12 protein-coding genes and 5 pseudogenes are annotated in these 15750 nt (G+C 51.3%); 11 read left to right on the top strand and 6 right to left on the bottom strand.

Annotated features, from left to right (window positions below):
- Nucleotides 1–5: 5 nt before the first annotated feature.
- Complete coding sequence (locus DR88_RS00675) at nucleotides 6–770, bottom strand: tyrosine-type recombinase/integrase (protein WP_227499853.1); 765 nt, start codon at nucleotides 768–770, stop codon at nucleotides 6–8.
- Between the two features lie 434 nt (nucleotides 771–1204).
- Between DR88_RS00675 and DR88_RS0126990 the strand changes: the two are divergent.
- The 3 genes and pseudogenes from DR88_RS0126990 (at nucleotide 1205) to DR88_RS00680 (ending at nucleotide 3736) form a co-directional block, all read left to right on the top strand.
- Nucleotides 1205–2089, top strand: a pseudogene (locus DR88_RS0126990) (restriction endonuclease).
- A 71-nt stretch (nucleotides 2090–2160) separates the two neighbouring features.
- The gene (locus DR88_RS0126985; protein ID WP_004148938.1) at nucleotides 2161–3093 is read left to right on the top strand and encodes an Rpn family recombination-promoting nuclease/putative transposase; all 933 of its coding nucleotides are present in this window, start codon (nucleotides 2161–2163) and stop codon (nucleotides 3091–3093) included.
- A 28-nt stretch (nucleotides 3094–3121) separates the two neighbouring features.
- Nucleotides 3122–3736, top strand: coding sequence for a DUF2913 family protein (locus DR88_RS00680; RefSeq protein ID WP_050511154.1), 615 nt, complete (start codon nucleotides 3122–3124; stop codon nucleotides 3734–3736).
- Nucleotides 3737–3970: 234 nt separating this feature from the next.
- On the opposite strand, the gene DR88_RS00685 is transcribed toward DR88_RS00680, so the two are convergent.
- Nucleotides 3971–5191 carry an ISL3 family transposase gene (locus tag DR88_RS00685; protein ID WP_004150696.1) on the bottom strand — a complete coding sequence of 407 codons (1221 nt, stop codon included), beginning with the start codon at nucleotides 5189–5191 and terminating at the stop codon, nucleotides 3971–3973.
- On the opposite strand from DR88_RS00685, the gene DR88_RS00690 reads away from it, so the two are divergent.
- The 3 genes from DR88_RS00690 (at nucleotide 5190) to uilS (ending at nucleotide 7747) form a co-directional block, all read left to right on the top strand.
- Complete coding sequence (locus DR88_RS00690) at nucleotides 5190–6044, top strand: Tn3 family transposase (protein WP_319796020.1); 855 nt, start codon at nucleotides 5190–5192, stop codon at nucleotides 6042–6044. The two genes, DR88_RS00685 and DR88_RS00690, sit on opposite strands and share 2 nt — an antisense overlap.
- Before the next feature lie 118 nt (nucleotides 6045–6162).
- Nucleotides 6163–6780, top strand: coding sequence for a recombinase family protein (locus DR88_RS0126980; protein WP_025862298.1), 618 nt, complete (start codon nucleotides 6163–6165; stop codon nucleotides 6778–6780).
- A gap of 106 nt (nucleotides 6781–6886) precedes the next feature.
- Nucleotides 6887–7747, top strand: coding sequence for a UilS family quorum-quenching N-acyl-homoserine lactonase (gene uilS / locus DR88_RS0126975; protein WP_025862299.1), 861 nt, complete (start codon nucleotides 6887–6889; stop codon nucleotides 7745–7747).
- 110 nt (nucleotides 7748–7857) lie between these two features.
- Here the strand turns inward: uilS and DR88_RS0126970 are convergent, their stop codons facing one another.
- The gene (locus DR88_RS0126970; RefSeq protein ID WP_004150717.1) at nucleotides 7858–8784 is read right to left on the bottom strand and encodes a DMT family transporter; all 927 of its coding nucleotides are present in this window, start codon (nucleotides 8782–8784) and stop codon (nucleotides 7858–7860) included.
- A 170-nt stretch (nucleotides 8785–8954) separates the two neighbouring features.
- On the opposite strand from DR88_RS0126970, the pseudogene DR88_RS28925 reads away from it, so the two are divergent.
- Nucleotides 8955–9101, top strand: a pseudogene (locus tag DR88_RS28925) (Lrp/AsnC family transcriptional regulator); the annotation flags it as partial.
- Nucleotides 9102–9117: 16 nt separating this feature from the next.
- On the opposite strand, the pseudogene DR88_RS31360 reads toward DR88_RS28925, so the two are convergent.
- Nucleotides 9118–9186, bottom strand: a pseudogene (locus DR88_RS31360) (IS1 family transposase); the annotation flags it as partial.
- Nucleotides 9187–9263: 77 nt separating this feature from the next.
- Between DR88_RS31360 and DR88_RS00695 the strand changes: the two are divergent.
- The 3 genes and pseudogenes from DR88_RS00695 (at nucleotide 9264) to DR88_RS0126965 (ending at nucleotide 11846) form a co-directional block, all read left to right on the top strand.
- Nucleotides 9264–9536, top strand: coding sequence for a hypothetical protein (locus tag DR88_RS00695; protein WP_004146533.1), 273 nt, complete (start codon nucleotides 9264–9266; stop codon nucleotides 9534–9536).
- Nucleotides 9517–10563: pseudogene (locus tag DR88_RS00700) on the top strand (IS91 family transposase); the annotation flags it as partial. The gene DR88_RS00695 and the pseudogene DR88_RS00700, both read left to right, overlap by 20 nt.
- 74 nt (nucleotides 10564–10637) lie before the next feature.
- Nucleotides 10638–11846: an IS256-like element IS1414 family transposase gene (locus DR88_RS0126965; RefSeq protein ID WP_032444073.1), complete on the top strand. Its 1209-nt coding sequence runs from the start codon at nucleotides 10638–10640 to the stop codon at nucleotides 11844–11846.
- A 271-nt stretch (nucleotides 11847–12117) separates the two neighbouring features.
- Here DR88_RS0126965 and DR88_RS00705 read toward each other — a convergent pair whose 3' ends face one another.
- On the bottom strand, nucleotides 12118–14115 hold the full coding sequence (locus tag DR88_RS00705; RefSeq protein WP_032444086.1) for a BCCT family transporter: 1998 nt from the start codon (nucleotides 14113–14115) through the stop codon (nucleotides 12118–12120).
- A 230-nt stretch (nucleotides 14116–14345) separates the two neighbouring features.
- On the opposite strand from DR88_RS00705, the pseudogene DR88_RS29480 reads away from it, so the two are divergent.
- Nucleotides 14346–15034: pseudogene (locus DR88_RS29480) on the top strand (transposase); the annotation flags it as partial.
- Here DR88_RS29480 and DR88_RS0126955 read toward each other — a convergent pair.
- The coding region (locus DR88_RS0126955; RefSeq protein ID WP_064750610.1) for an IS3 family transposase at nucleotides 14994–15750 on the bottom strand (757 nt) is incomplete at its 5' end. The pseudogene DR88_RS29480 and the gene DR88_RS0126955 overlap by 41 nt on opposite strands.

The raw sequence follows: 15750 nt of genomic DNA, 5'->3' as shown, positions 1-15750 counted from the left end.
GAGAGTTATCTTAGAGAAGGGAGCGCCAGCAGCCCCCGCGCTTCATCAACGGGCAGGGAGAAAGCCAGATCCGGCGTGACATCCAGGGCGAAGATCCGGGTATAGATTTCGGTATTTTCCAGGCGCTTGTGGCCCATCAGCGCCTGGACCTGTTTGACGTGCACATCGTTCATCAGCAGATGCATCGCATAGCTGTGGCGGAACGTGTGCGGGGTGATGGGGCGTACCGAAAAAGTCACGCCATCCTGGGCGGCCCGGCGAACCGCCGCCCGCAGCCAGTTACGCGGCGTCTCCTGACTGGCCACATCCCACATCGGTGTCGCCCGGCGTGTCAGCAACTTGAATGTCGCAAAATAGCCCTGCAGCCGGCGGACATATCCCGCATCCGGCAGCGGCACCGCCCGGAACGGCGCCTCCCGCCGCTGCTGCTCTTCCTTGGTCGGCCGGCGCCGCGGCCGGGGCGCGCGTTGCTTCAGCGTGCGCAACCGGACAAACGGCAGGTCGCCATTGAAGAACACATCCCCCGGCGTCAGCGCCAGGGCTTCATTGATGCGGGCGCCGGTGTTCCACAGGGTTTCGATCAGCATGCGCTGGCGCAGATCGGGCAGGTAGTCGAGCAGCACCGCAATTTCCGGCGCCAGCAGGTAGCGGGGCACATCCAGTGAGGCGGCCAGGGCCATTTCGCGCAGCCGAACGGCGCGCGCGAAGCCGCCAGGCAGACTGATCGCGCTACGTGAAATCTGTCCCATCTCGAGGGGGATGATACTCAATTTTTGATTCTCCGCTACTTGCTCAATTTTCGGCCTGCAAAGCCCCTTATCGCAACCAAACCTGACTGGCCATCACTTCCGACCACTATTGTGCCGCGTCAGCCCCGGCGCAGTGAAGCCGAATAAATCGGTGATTGGTCAGGACAGCATCGCATAAAAATTGGGGAAAAAACGCAATGTGCGTAAAAAACACAACCATCAATGATGCCGGCTGGCGCCGACGTGAGAGAAGAAACGCGACCACCGTATCTAATCCGCTGTGATACAAGGGGAAATCGGCCCAGGATCGGCCGGGCAGGGCGGTTGGGGAGTCTACCGGTAATGCCCAATCACTGAAACAGAAGCAAACCGCACCGGCTTTGGAACTTTGTCGAAAGCACGATAAAATAGAGAGATGGATAGATAAGATAAACGCATAAGGCCGCTCACAACATATGAAATTTACCCAGCAGGACATTAAACTGTTCGATGAAATATTTAAAAGCGCCTCCGGTTATGTATTGGACTTTTCAAATAGAACGATGCGGGAGTTTTTTGAAGAAGAACTTTCCATTGATATTGATAACGAAATGTATCTCGACGAGGGCGATTCAAAAGCAAAACGATTACGGTGCTTTATCAAAAAGACCGACCTCGATACAGTGTTAAAAGTCATCGATAAGCTGTGGGTTTATCGTAAAGTAATGACAACAGATCCTGTCACGGCGCGGGATGAAATCTTATATGCTTAACTTGTTGAGAGAGTAAATAATACCGACATAGTCTCTGCTCAAGGAATAATACCGCCAACCATTTCTGTCATTCAGTCCATTGATGTAGGTTATTTTCTTAATGAATTGGAAACCATGAAATCAATGCCCCCTCAGCAACGGGGATACCGATTTGAAGGATGGCTTAACGAACTCTTTTCTGCATTCCGCCTGTCGCCCAATGCAGGATTTAGAATTACCGGTGAGCAAATTGACGGGAGTTTCAACTTACACAATGAAACCTACCTTATTGAAGCAAAATGGCACAATCAAAAAACCTCAGCCCTCGACCTGCATGTCTTTCAGGGGAAACTGTCGCAAAAGGCAACCTGGACGCGTGGAGTTTTTATCAGTTGGCAAGGTTTTTCACCTGACGCATTTAATGCCTGAGGGAATTCAAAAAGCGTTATCTGTGTGACAGGTTATGATTTATATCACATGCTGTCGAATAATATCAGCTTGATTGACATGCTTGAGAAGAAAATACGCATCGCCGCAGAAAGAGGTGAGTATTACGTCAGCATTGATAAACTTTATCCCGGAATCATTAAACCTGGCCACTCAAATTAATCATTTTCGCCAGAGAGAGCGGTTTTGATGCCAAATAGCAAGCTTTCTCCAGAATATGGTAGGATACCATCATGAAAACGACTCCAACTGCACATGATGCGCTGTTCAAACAGTTTCTGACACACCCGGAAACCGCCCGCGATTTTCTGGAGGTGCATTTGCCAGCGGCATTGCGCCAGGCATGCGATCTGAATACTCTGCAACTGGAATCCGGCTCGTTCGTTGAAGATGATCTACGCGCCTATTACTCTGACGTGCTCTATTCGTTGAAGGCCGGGCAGGGTGACGGCTACATTTACGCGCTGATAGAACACCAGAGCTCCCCCGACAAACAGATGGCCTTCCGGTTAATGCGGTATGCGATTGCCGCCATGCAACGCCACCTTGCCGCCGGCAACGAGCAACTGCCGCTGGTTATCCCAATCCTGTTCTATCATGGGCAAGTCACACCATACCCATATCCGATGAGCTGGCTGCAGGCATTCAGTGCTCCGGAGCTGGCCGGCCAGCTGTATAGTGGTGAATTCCCGCTGGTCGACGTCACAGTTATTCCTGACGACCAAATCATGCAGCACCGTCGCGTGGCCATTCTGGAATTGCTGCAAAAACATGTCCGTCAACGCGACCTGGCCGAGCTGCTGGAACAACTGGTCACACTGCTTTTAGCCGGTTACACTACCAATGAGCAGCTGACGTCACTGATGAATTACATGCTGCAGGTTGGTGAAACCCGCAACCCGGGCGAACTATTATCAACCCTGGCATCACGGGTGCCGGAACATGAGGATACTCTGATGACGATTGCAGAAAAACTCCGCCTTGAGGGCGAACAACGCGGCTTGCAGAAAGGTATGCTGTTAGGTGAAGAAAAAGGGCGTCAGGAAGGGATGCTTGAAGGTAAACTCGAAGTTGCCCGGACCATGCTGGCCAACGGCCTCGATCGCGATTCGGTGATGAAAATGACCGGGCTGACCGCTGACGACCTGGCCCAAATTCGCCACTAATCCTTTGCGTCGAGGGGCAGGGCAGCCATTGACTGATAAAACCGCATCCGTTTCCCCGGAAAACACCACCTCAGCGCTCAGCCACCTGGCGTTCTGCGCTCTGGCGGCGCTGGGGCTGGCGCGCCAGGACGGTAACGCCGGCACGCCCTATGCCGAAAACCTGTTCCTGATCCGCTGGCTGGCCACAGCCCAGAAGCAAAAACGCTTCCCCAGGAGCGTCGCGATTGACATCCAGTGGTTACTCGAACGTGGCCGCAAATACGGCCCGGCCGGCAAACTGCGTCAGCATCTTGACTACCTCTGGCGCTCCTGCAGCGGCAATCTGGCCGCACAATCCGATCTGTTCCGGCTCACCTACGCCTCTGAAACCCTGAAAGACCAGGGCTGGGACAATTATGTGCTGGACGCACACGAGTGGAAATCCGGCGTCGTGCCGACACCGTCACAGCATAACGGGTTCTATGTCGAAAAAACGGCACTGAACGTCGCTTTTGCCCAGGACGGTCGCCATCTGCACCCCGTCACGTTTCGGGTGGTCGGTGACGCCGACCGGTTTATGCATGTGATGGCCGAGTACGGACTGTGTACGCGCCGGCAGGGCAGCACGTCAGCCTGCCACACCATCGCGCTTGAACCGGCGTAACACCACGACCGACACGGTTCAAATATTCCGCCAACGGCGCCGCGCCACTCACAACCAGGACGTTATCCACAAATTTGGGGGATAACCTGTGCGCATCGCCGGTAAAAATATTCACATCAAAATTAGGGGGTTGTGCCCGTCGCGCGGTTGACCTCGCCATCATCCCTTGTCTTTCCTCGTCAGTTTTATATTATACTGGTTATGCATGGGTCTTCCCCGAACATGGTGGGAGACTCAGAAGTCCATGTTTAATCTGCCGTAATGGAACATCACCGCCACTTTGAACCGTTCTTTGTTCCTGTACCCCCTCGATTTGATACGCAGCAGCCGTATCTTGCTGTTCAGCGATTCTGCATTACCGTTTGATACCCGATATTTCATCGCATTCAGGATCCCGTACAGCCGTTTACGTAACGTCCGTGCGGCACTACTCAGCAGCGGAACACCAACATCTTTTGCCATCGCTATCCACTCCTGCCACAGGCGCCTGCTTTGCTCGTCATACCGACGGCTCCAGAGCTCCCGGGCCAGCTCTTTCATTGCCCAGCAACGACTGGTATCAGGCAGAACCATCTGTGCTGCCTCCAGTCTTTCGGCTATCCGACCATGACGTTTATTACGGCCATACAACCACAGGTAACGGGAGCGATGTGCGCTTTTTCGGGCCTGCAGCGGGATGGTTTTCATCTCTGACTGCCGGGTTTTATCCACCACGGCGCAGAGCATTTTGGCGACATGGAAGTGATCGAAGGCGATTTTTTCTACCGCGTTGGGCAGGTGGACCCGGGCTGCGCTGATATAGGCCGGGTTCATATCCATCGACAGGGTTTTGATGGATTCAACCTGGCGGTCACCCAGGTTTCTGAGGTAACCCGCCAGACTTTCAACACCGCGATCATCCCTGAGTTCCAGCGCCTGGCCCTGTGTATCAGAGATGACGGTGACGTACTGATGTCCCTTTTTGAAGGCGACCTCATCAACACAGAGGTGACGTGCGGACAGTGGTGCTTTACGGCGGGCGAGTTCACGTCTGAGTGCCCGTTGCATAATGTTATCGACCGCATTCCAGCTCAGTCTCAGCTGTTTCCTGACGGCATCTGTGGTGCTGATCTTCAGCCATGAGATGACGAACGACTCGAACAGCAGTGTGTATCGGCTTCCCGGTCCGGCCCATGGAACAGGTAAGGTCTGACAACCATGGTCCGGGCACATGATTCGGGGGACATCGGCTTCAACTACGGTGGTGAACTGGCAGGTATCGAGATGGCGCCATTTACGATGCCGGTGATCATGTACAGGGCAGGTTTTACCGCAGGTCGGGCAGGATAACAGCACGTTTTCAGCGATACCAACAGTAACGGTAACAGAACCGACCTTTTCATCAAGGGAAAGGGCTTTAACCTGCCACGAAGCGGTCAGGTTAAGGATGTGAGCATAGAGAGATTTCTCATCCATGGTGATGCTCTCAGGTGATAAAACATACCATTATCATGCCCTCAGCCACCACAACAAGGGAAGACCCATTTATTCACAATTGCGCCGCTGTTCCTCATCGGAGGTGGCCGCCATGATGGAAGGTGTTCTGCGTCACTGTACCGACATGGAAATTAACCACCAGTATGTGGACAGCCACGGACAAAGTGAGGTGGCCTTTGCGTTCAGTGATGTGCTGGGGTTCGATCTATTGCCGCGCCTGAAAGCGATCGCCCGACAGAAACTGTATGTGTGTGAAAAGGAAGATACATCGTTGTACCCGCATCTTACGCCGATTTTAACCCGGGGGATCGACTGGGAGCTTATTGCACAACAGTATGACGAGATAATCAAATATACAGCGGCACTTAAAACCGGAACGGCAGAACCCGAGGCCATATTACGACGATTCACCCGCAATAACATTCAGCATCCAACCTATAAGGCACTCGCGGAGCTGGGCAAAGCGATTAAGACCATCTTCCTCTGCCGTTATTTACACGATGAGTCACTGCGTTGCGAAATTAATGCGGGTCTCAACGTCGTGGAAAACTGGAACAGCGCCAATAATTTTATTTTTTATGGCGAACACGGAGAATTTACCAGCAACCGGCCTGCGGATCAGGAACTGTCGATGCTCTCTTTGCACCTGTTGCAAATCAGCCTGGTCTATATCAATACCCTGTTGATTCAAAATGTGCTGACAGAGCCGGCCTGGCAGCAGAGAATGACAGAAGAAGACTGGCGTGGTCTGACCCCATTGATATACCACCATGTTAATCCGTATGGACGTATCGAGCTGAACATGGATCAACGGCTGGCGCTGGCAGCCTGATGGTGTCCAGAACCGTTCGGTTTCGTACACAGGGTCTTAATACTGTCCGAAAGTAAGTGAAATTACTTTCGGATATGCATTATGATTCATACATCCTTTTCGGACGGAAATTTTCATCATGTCACGCGTTTTTGCCTACTGCCGTGTTTCCACACTGGAGCAGAACACGGAAAACCAGCGCAGGGAAATAGAAGCTGCTGGTTTTACCGTCAAATCCCAGAGACTGATTGAGGAGCACATCAGTGGTTCGGTTGCTGCCAGTGAGCGGCCTGGATTTACCCGTCTGCTCGACAGAATGGAAAATGGTGACGTGCTGATTGTCACTAAACTGGATCGTCTTGGACGAAATGCTATGGACGTTAGGAAAACGGTGGAACAACTAGCAGCGTCCGGTATTCGCGTACACTGTCTCGCGCTGGGCGGCGTGGACCTCACCAGCGCGGCCGGCAGGATGACCATGCAGGTGATTTCGGCCGTCGCTGAGTTTGAGAAAGACCTGCTGATTGAGCGTACACATTCAGGGATTGCAAGAGCCAGGGCTTCGGGAAAACGCTTCGGGCGTCCTTCGTCACTCAATGGGGAACAGCAGCAGGTGGTGCTGGAACGTCTTAACGCTGGAGTAAATATTAGTGCTATTGCCCGTGAGTTTAGCACTACACGGCAGACCATTCTTCGCGTAAGGAAAGCAGCCGGAAACGCGGATGCCGGGAACCTTTCTGGTGAAAAAATATCGTGAAACAGCGTCTGCTATCGAAACCTTAACCATGCATTGCAGGAAGAAAAGATTCCAGAGGATTAATTTTGCTTTTAATGACTAACTTGATAAAAGGACATATATATTGATGGAAATTTCAACACAAAAACTGTCTGACGGCATCGTTCTGACGCTTCGCTCTCCCTCCGGCAGTACAAAAAGCCCGGTGATCATTTTGTGCCATGGCTTCTGTGGTATCAGAGAAATTCTGCTACCTGATTTTGCTGAAGCATTTACCCGCGCCGGATTTTCCACCATCACGTTTGATTATCGTGGTTTCGGGGACAGTGACGGCGAACGCGGCCGCTTGGTTCCTGCTATGCAAATTGACGATATTATCTCTGTTGTTAACTGGGCAAGAGAACAGCCCTCCCTTGATGCGCAGCGTATTGGCCTGTGGGGAACATCATTTGGGGGATGCCACGTATTTGGTGCGGCGGTCAGAGACCCGGGAATCAAATGTATTGTCAGCCAGCTGGCTTTTGCAGACGGTGAAGAGATAGTCACCGGGAATATGAATAATGAAGAGAAAGAAGCTTTTCTTTCAACCCTGGACAAGATGGCTGAAAAGCAGAAGAACACAGGTAAAGAAATGTTCGTGGGTGTCAACCGGGTACTGAGCGATGCAGAATCAAAATCATTTTTCGAAGAAAACAGAACGCAGTACCCAAAGATGGACATTAAAATACCGTTTCTTACGGTGCGCGAAACTCTTCTGTACAAACCCGCATTGAATGCCTCACAGGTGATGTGCCCGACCCTGATCGTTATTGCTGGTCAGGATACGGTTAATCCACCGGAGCAGGGACGGGCCTTATTTGACGCGGTGGGGGCCAAAGAAAAAAGGCTATATGAGGAAAGCAGTGCCCGCCATTACGACATTTATGCAGGAGAGCACTTTAAGCAGGTTATCAGCATTCAGACAGAATGGTTTAAAACGCACTTGTAATTTTAGATAACGACTTACGGTGGGTTCAACAGAGCCCGCCGTTATGATAGACGTCAAATGTCGCATTTTGTAGCTTCGCTTCCGCTGGGCCCTGTAAGGGCGCTACGTTCTCAGGAAGTCTCAGTATGCTCAGGAATACTATCCCGATGTCTGTTGGTTACAGGCACTCGCCGTGAGAAAAGAGTAAGAAATATCCCGGTAACTAACGGTATAATAAACAGCATTGATTGAGTTGAAAGTGCATATCCATATATATAGCTCTCCAGGCTTACCGCAATCAGAGGAAAAATAAGGAAAACAAGTGAAGCCTGAAAGGCACTGGCCTTTTGCTGAAGTGCAAAGTAGCATAATATTCCAAAAACTCCGGCAAAAGCACCGAGATACAGGGTGGCCAGTATTGAGTGCGCTGAGAAGGCTGACACCTGTGGTCTTTCGAAGAGCCATCCTGCCGCAGAAAGTATCAATCCTGCCAGAAAACACGGTAGCGCGTTAAACGTTATAACAGAGACAGTACAGCTTCTTTTCTTGCATTGGGTGTATATTATGGCATGGATGATTACGGCTGAAACAAGCGCAAGGATCCCCTGCCAGTGGCTCTCTGTACTTGTTTTCGTTTCTTCGAGAAGAATACCCGCCAGTGCAACTATTGCAACAGTTAATCCCGCAATCTGCATTGAGTTCGTTTTTTCATTCAAAAATATCACAGAAGCTATCAAAACAGCCACAGGCATATTCGCAAATATAATGGAGGCAAGTCCGGAACTGACATAGGTTTCACCATAAATCATTAATGAAAAAGGAATGGCGAAATAAAAAATACAGATTCCAAACTGAAATAATCGTTGTCCAGGTGGAAATAAAAGTGGTGTTTTTCTTAACCATGCAATGCCCATTAATAATGGTGCCGCGAACATAAATCTCATTCCGGTTGCAAACACCGGAGGGATCGTTTCAGCGGCTATCCGCATAGCCAGCCATGTGGTTCCCCAGGTCATTGCAACCAGCAGGAATAATATCAATATTGTCACTCTGCGCATAAGACGCTCCCAGTAAAAGGAATTAATTTAACTTTTTAGCTGGAGAAAAATATTTTTTTCTTTACTGTTTTTTCATACTTTTAGAGAAAATATTTCTCTTTCAGAAGGGTGAGATTATGCTGGAAAAAAAAGATAAAGAGCTACTCAGGCTGTTATAGCGCGACTGTACCCTGTGTTTGCAGGATCTGGCTGCGGCTGTCGATTTAACGCCTAATCCCTGCTGGAAGCGCATAAAACGGCTTGAAGATGAGGGGATCATCACTGGTCGGGTCGCCCTGTTGAGCAAGGACAAGCTTAACTTGTCGCTTACAGCCTTTGGGTAATGGTCCCAACTTATTGATAGTGTTTTATGTTCAGATAATGCCCGATGACTTTATCATGCAGCTCCACCGATTTTGAGAACCACGGCAGCCTGGCGGCTGCAAATCGGGGTGTGGCAGAATATGAGCTTTCAGAGTAACCATCCAGAATGAGTTCCCATGTCACACAACCTGGAGCACCAGAAAGTCCACACCAGAATGGTGAAAGAGGTTCTGAAAGCCGTCGCCAGAGCCAATAATCCCCCTTATCAGTCCGTATTTGCAGACTTTATCACCGGTCATCCCTCCTGCACGGTCTGTTTCTGGGAAACCTTCCACAAAATGTACCCGGATTCACCGTACGAATACGTCACGTTCTGCCATACCTGCCGTCGTTTTGATTTATACGAAACAGAAGCGGAGATGAAGGCTGATGACCCGAAGTGGTGGTGATTTTCAGCCCCGACCGCTGAAACGCCTGTTCACAGCCAACCAGTGCTGGACGTCCTTCCTGGATGCGGGCGGTCTGCGCGATATCGAGGTTGAGGCTGTCACCAAAATGCTGGCCTGCGGCACGCGGATACTGGGCGTGAAGAAATACAACTGCGATAAACCTGACTGCCCCCACGTCAGATACGTCACTAACTCATGCGGCAGCCGTGCCTGCCCGTCCTGCGGAAAGAAGGCCACAGATCTGTGGATAGCGACACAGCTGAATCGTCTTCCTGACTGCGACTGGGTACACCTGGTCTTCACCCTGCCGGACACGCTGTGGCCGGTGTTCGAAAGCAACCGTTGGCTGCTGAATGACGTGTGCCGTCTGGCGGTGGAGAATCTGCTGTATGCCGCCCGAAAACGGGGGCTGGAACCCGGTATCTTCTGCGCCATCCACACGTATGGCCGTCGTCTCAACTGGCATCCGCATGTACATGTGTCTGTAACCTGTGGAGGTCTGAATAAGCATGGTCAGTGGAAAAAACTGAGCTTCCTGAAAGACGCGATGCGTTCACGGTGGATGTGGAATATGCGGCAGCAGCTTCTGAAAGCGTGGTCAGAGGGGATGGCGATGCCGGAGTCGTTGTCACATATCACGACGGAGTCACAGTGGAGAAGCCTGGTGCTGAAAGCTGGCGGAAAATACTGGCATGTGTACATGTCGAAGAAAACGGCCGGCGGGAGGAATACGGCGCGCTACCTGGGTCGTTATCTGAAGAAGCCGCCGATAGCAGCCTCCCGGCTGGCACATTACAACGGAGGGGCGAGCCTGAGCTTCCGTTACCTGGACCCCAAAACGGGAGAAACGGCGACGGAAACGCTGACACAGCGTGAGCTGGTCGCGAGGCTGAAACAGCACATCCCGGAGAAGTTTTTTAAGATGGTGAGGTACTTCGGGTTCCTTGCCAACCGGGTGTGTGGAGAGAAGCTGCCGCAGGTGTACCGTGCTCTGGGGATGGATAAACCGGAACCAGTGGCGAAAGTGTGGAGCCTGTACATAGATTTGTGTAATTGCCTGATTTTGATATGTTCAATCCAGCATCAAATGAAGGTTAATTTATGGACGAAAAACAGTTACAGGCTCTGGCTAACGAACTGGCCAAAAACCTCAAAACCCCTGAAGACCTCAGTCAGTTTGATCGGCTGCTGAAAAAGCTCAGCGTTGAAGCCGCTCTCAATGCAGAGATGACACACCATCTTGGGTATGAGAAAAATCAGTCCAGACCAGGAGCTAACTCCCGCAACGGTTATTCCACAAAGACCGTTATCACAGGCGACGGTCCACTGGAACTGCGTACTCCGCGCGATCGTGACGGTACCTTCGAACCACAACTGGTAAAGAAAAATCAGACCCGTATTACCGGGATGGATAACCAGATCCTCTCGTTGTATGCCAAAGGGATGACCACCCGTGAGATAGCCGCTGCGTTCAAAGAACTGTATGACGCAGATGTTTCACCGGCACTGATATCAAAGGTTACCGATGCCGTGATGGAGCAGGTTGTAGAATGGCAAAACCGACCACTGGATGCTGTTTACCCCATTGTTTATCTTGACTGTATCGTCCTGAAAGTTCGGCAGGACAGTCGCGTCATCAACAAATCGGTGTTCCTGGCACTGGGCATCAATATCGAAGGTCAGAAAGAACTGCTGGGTATGTGGCTGGCCGAAAATGAAGGGGCGAAGTTCTGGCTCAATGTGCTGACTGAACTGAAAAACCGCGGTCTGAACGATATCCTCATCGCCTGTGTGGATGGCCTGAAAGGCTTCCCGGATGCCATCAACACAGTATATCCGAAGGCCCGCATCCAGTTATGCATCGTGCATATGGTGCGCAACAGCCTGCGCTTCGTGTCATGGAAGGACTACAAAGCCGTCACTCGCGACCTGAAAGCGATTTATCAGGCTCCCACAGAAGAAGCAGGCCAGCAGGCGCTGGAAGCGTTCGCCAGCGCCTGGGACAGTCGCTACCCGCAGATAAGCCGAAGCTGGCAGGCTAACTGGCCGAATCTTGCCACGTTCTTCGCTTATCCAACGGACATCCGCAAAGTGATCTATACGACGAATGCCATCGAGTCGCTAAACAGCGTGCTCCGCCATGCGATCAAAAAGCGTAAAGTGTTCCCGACAGACGACTCGGTGAAAAAAGTGGTGTGGCTGGCAATCCAGTCTGCGTCCCGGAAATGGACGATGCCGTTGAAGGACTGGCGAATGGCAATGAGCCGCTTTATTATCGAGTTCGGTGACCGCCTGGACGGTCACTTCTGAGAAAGGCATTTACACAGAATCTTAAACAGGCTCCTGAATAACACATCCCCGTCAATACGGCCCTCGCTGTACGCTTACTGTTAACTAAAAAGTTTCATTGATTTTCTTCCACCCAAGTTGCGGAAGACCCACTTTTTACCCGTTGTTGACACCCTGAACCATAGCTTTTTAAATGTCTGCTTCAGAATCCATTTCCAGCGTGAAATCATTCTGCATTCCTCATATTGCGGCCGGGATAAATAATTGCCGCCCCCAGGACGGCATGTTGCTATTAACGAACCAGGTGCAGGAAGTGCAGATGTTTTTCGTACTGGTCCAGTATGTCATTAATCAGCTGTTCCTGGTTCCAGCCCATCACATCATAATTTTGACCGCCTTCTTTGAGATAAACCTCAGCGCGATAATATCTATGTTGTTCAGTCTGTTGCTCATTATTATCCATCGCGGCGAGTGCGAAGGTCGGTGAGCTATACCCGCGAAGCCTCACTTCATATATAAAATTCAGCTCGTTACCCAAATCGACTTCAAGACGAATACGATCCTCGACTGTGTCACTGATGTGGCTTATCGTCCCCTGCTTGTTCAGCTCTTCCTGAACCAGCGTCATGGCGGGCTGGATGACGTCGTCCATAAAACGTTTCACAAGAGATCGCTTCGGCAGATACGCGATATTGCGTAACCTTCTCTGCCAGGGAATTGGGTTACGTGCAGCCGTAGGAGCAATTGTCGCCATGCTCAGGCTTTCACGCTTGGTCAAATCCCGGCGCAAAGCTTTTAAAAGTCCGTATATGGATATCAGTAAGATCACTGAGAAAGGCAATGCACTCGCTATTGTCACTGTTTGCAGCGCACTTAGCCCTCCGGCAAGGAGAAGCGCAATTGCGACAATGCCCATGAGCGAGGCCCAAAATATTCGCTGCCAGACGGGGGTGTTTGCCACTCCACCTGATGCCAGAGTATCAACTACCATTGCCCCCGAATCAGCAGACGTGACAAAGAAGACGATGACCATCGCCATTGCGATGAATGACAGCACGGAAGAGAACGGGAAATGCTCGAGGAAATTAAACAGGGCCAGCGCCACATCCTGCTGAACAGTATTGGCGAGGTCTGTGGCCCCCTGGTTCATAATGAGATAGATCGCGCTGTTACCAAACACCGTCATCCACATTAGCGTAAAACCCGCGGGAACAAACAGCACGCCGGTGACAAACTCGCGAATGGTTCGCCCGCGGGAGACCCGGGCGATGAACATCCCCACAAACGGCGACCATGAAAGCCACCATCCCCAGTACAGTAATGTCCAGCCCCCCAGCCAGTTGCTCGACTTAGGCTCATACGCGTAAAGGTTGAACGTTTTACTCACCAGTTCCGAAAGATAACCGCCCGTATTTTCTACAAATGACTTCAGCAGAAGCACGGTTGGTCCCAGACACAGAACCAGCGCCAGGAGCAACAACGCCAGACCCAGATTGAGCTCAGACAGGATACGTATTCCCTTATCCAGGCCGGACACCACTGAAATCGTCGCTAACCCCGTGATGAGCACGATCAGAATGACCTGCACCGTTTCATTGATGGGCACCCCGAAAAGATGGTTCAAACCGGCATTCACCTGCAAAACACCGTAACCCAACGATGTCGCGACGCCAAAGACCGTGCCTATAACAGCGAAAATATCAACCGCATGGCCTACTGGCCCGTATATGCGATCGCCAATAATGGGATAGAGTGCGGAGCGCAGAGTTAAAGGCAGACCGTGACGGTAACTGAAGAACGCCAGAATCAGCGCCACAATGGCATAAATTGCCCATGCGTGCAGCCCCCAGTGGAAGAAGGTCAGACGCATTGCTTCCTTGGCTGCCGCAACGGTTTCTGGAGTGCCAACGGGAGGCGAAAGATAATGCATTACAGGTTCGGCAACGCCAAAGAACATCAGGCCGATCCCCATCCCTGCCGAAAAAAGCATCGCAAACCAGGAGTGGTAGCTGAAATCAGGCTGCGCATGGTCCGGGCCCAGCTTGATATCACCGTAGCGTGAGAGTCCAAGGAAGGTGACACTTAGTAAAATCAGGGCCACAGCAAGAATGTAGAACCAGCTGGCATTCGTGAAGATTTGTTGCTGTAGTAGTTTAAAATTTTTGTCGGCGACATCCGGGAATACGGCGGCAAAGGCGACAAGAAGGAAAATTAGCAAAGCAGATGTAAAGAATACCGCTTTGTTAATCTGGCTTGTAGACTTCTTCGGGATTGTATCATTATCACTCATAATCATTTATTCCATTAATTAAATCCGCACTGGATAGACGGCACTACCTTTCACAGAGTAGCAAAGTTCAACTGGCTATGCGGCGTTAATCGGTGGATTTGCCCCTATATTTCCAGACACCTGTTATCGCTTAACCCATTACTGGCCAGCTGCCGTAGTGAAGTGGTTTACTGAATTTGGCCACCTGAATAGAGGTAATATGCTCACCTCAGAACAACACAGGTGCTCCAATGAAAAGAAGAAATTTTAGTCCTGAATTCAAACGCGAATCAGCTCAGTTGGTTGTCGATCAAAACTACACCGTCTCTGATGCCGCTAAGGCTATGGATGTTGGTCTTTCCACGATGACGAAATGGGTCAGGCAACTGCGTGAAGAACGTCAGGGCAAAACGCCAAAAGCCTCCCCGATAACGCCGGAACAAATCGAAATACGCGAGCTGAAGAAAAAGCTCCAACGTATTGAAATGGAAAACGATATACTAAAAAAGGCTACCGCGCTCTTGATGTCAGACTCCCTGAACAATTCTCGTTAATCGGGAAACTCAGGGCGCGTTATCCAGTGGCCTCTCTCTGCCGCGTGTTCGGGGTTCATCGCAGCAGCTACAAATACTGGCAAAACCGTCCTGAAAAACTACGAAGCCAGGTGCTGGAGCTGCATAACATCAGCCACAGTTCAGCCGGAGCAAGGAGCATCGCGACAATGGCAGCCCAGAGAGGCTACCAGATGGGGCGCTGGCTTGCTGGCAGACTAATGAAAGAGCTGGGGCTGGTCAGTTGCCAGCAGCCGACTCACCGGTATAAGCGAGGCGGTCATGAGCACGTTGCTATCCCGAATCATCTTGAGCGACAGTTCGCCGTAACGGAGCCTGGATTTGCCCCTATATTTCCAGACACCTGTTATCACTTAACCCATTACTGGCCCGCTGCCGCAGATATTCCCGTGGCGAGCGATAACCCAGCGCACTATGCGGATGCCATTCGTTATAATGCTCGAACGCCTCTGCAAGGTTCTTTGCTGCCGTTAACCCGTCTGGTTTGGGCATGATACTTATGTAGTCACGCTTTATCGTTTTCACGAAGCTCTCTGCTATTCCGTTACTCTCCGGACTCCGCACTGCCGTGTTCTTCGGTTCAAGTCCCAACATCCTGGCGAACTGACGTGTTTCATTCGCCCGGTAGCATGAACCATTATCCGTCAGCCACTCCACTGGAGACGCCGGAAGCTCGCTGCCAAAGCGGCGTTCCACTGCTCCCAGCATGACGTCCTGTACTGTTTCACTGTCGAAGCCACCCGTTGTGACCGCCCAGTGCAGTGCCTCACGGTCACAGCAGTCCAGCGCGAACGTGACCCGCAGTTTTTCTCCGTTATCACAGCGGAACTCAAACCCGTCAGAGCACCATCGCTGATTACTTTCTTTCACAGCCACTCTGCCAGTATGTGCCCGTTTCGATGGCGGTACAGCGGGTTTTCGCTCAAGCAACAGCGCATTCTGGCGCATGATCCGGTAAACACGTTTGGCATTGATCGCAGGCATACCATCAGGTTCTGTTTGTCTGCGAAGCAGCGCCCATACCCGACGATAACCATATGTGGGCAGCTCTCCGATAACATGGTGTATACGGCGAAGCACATCC

Source organism: Klebsiella pneumoniae, assembly GCF_000742135.1.
Lineage (GTDB): Bacteria > Pseudomonadota > Gammaproteobacteria > Enterobacterales > Enterobacteriaceae > Klebsiella > Klebsiella pneumoniae.
Note: the sequence above shows the minus strand (reverse complement) of the source record. Positions and strands in the feature narration are given on the sequence as shown.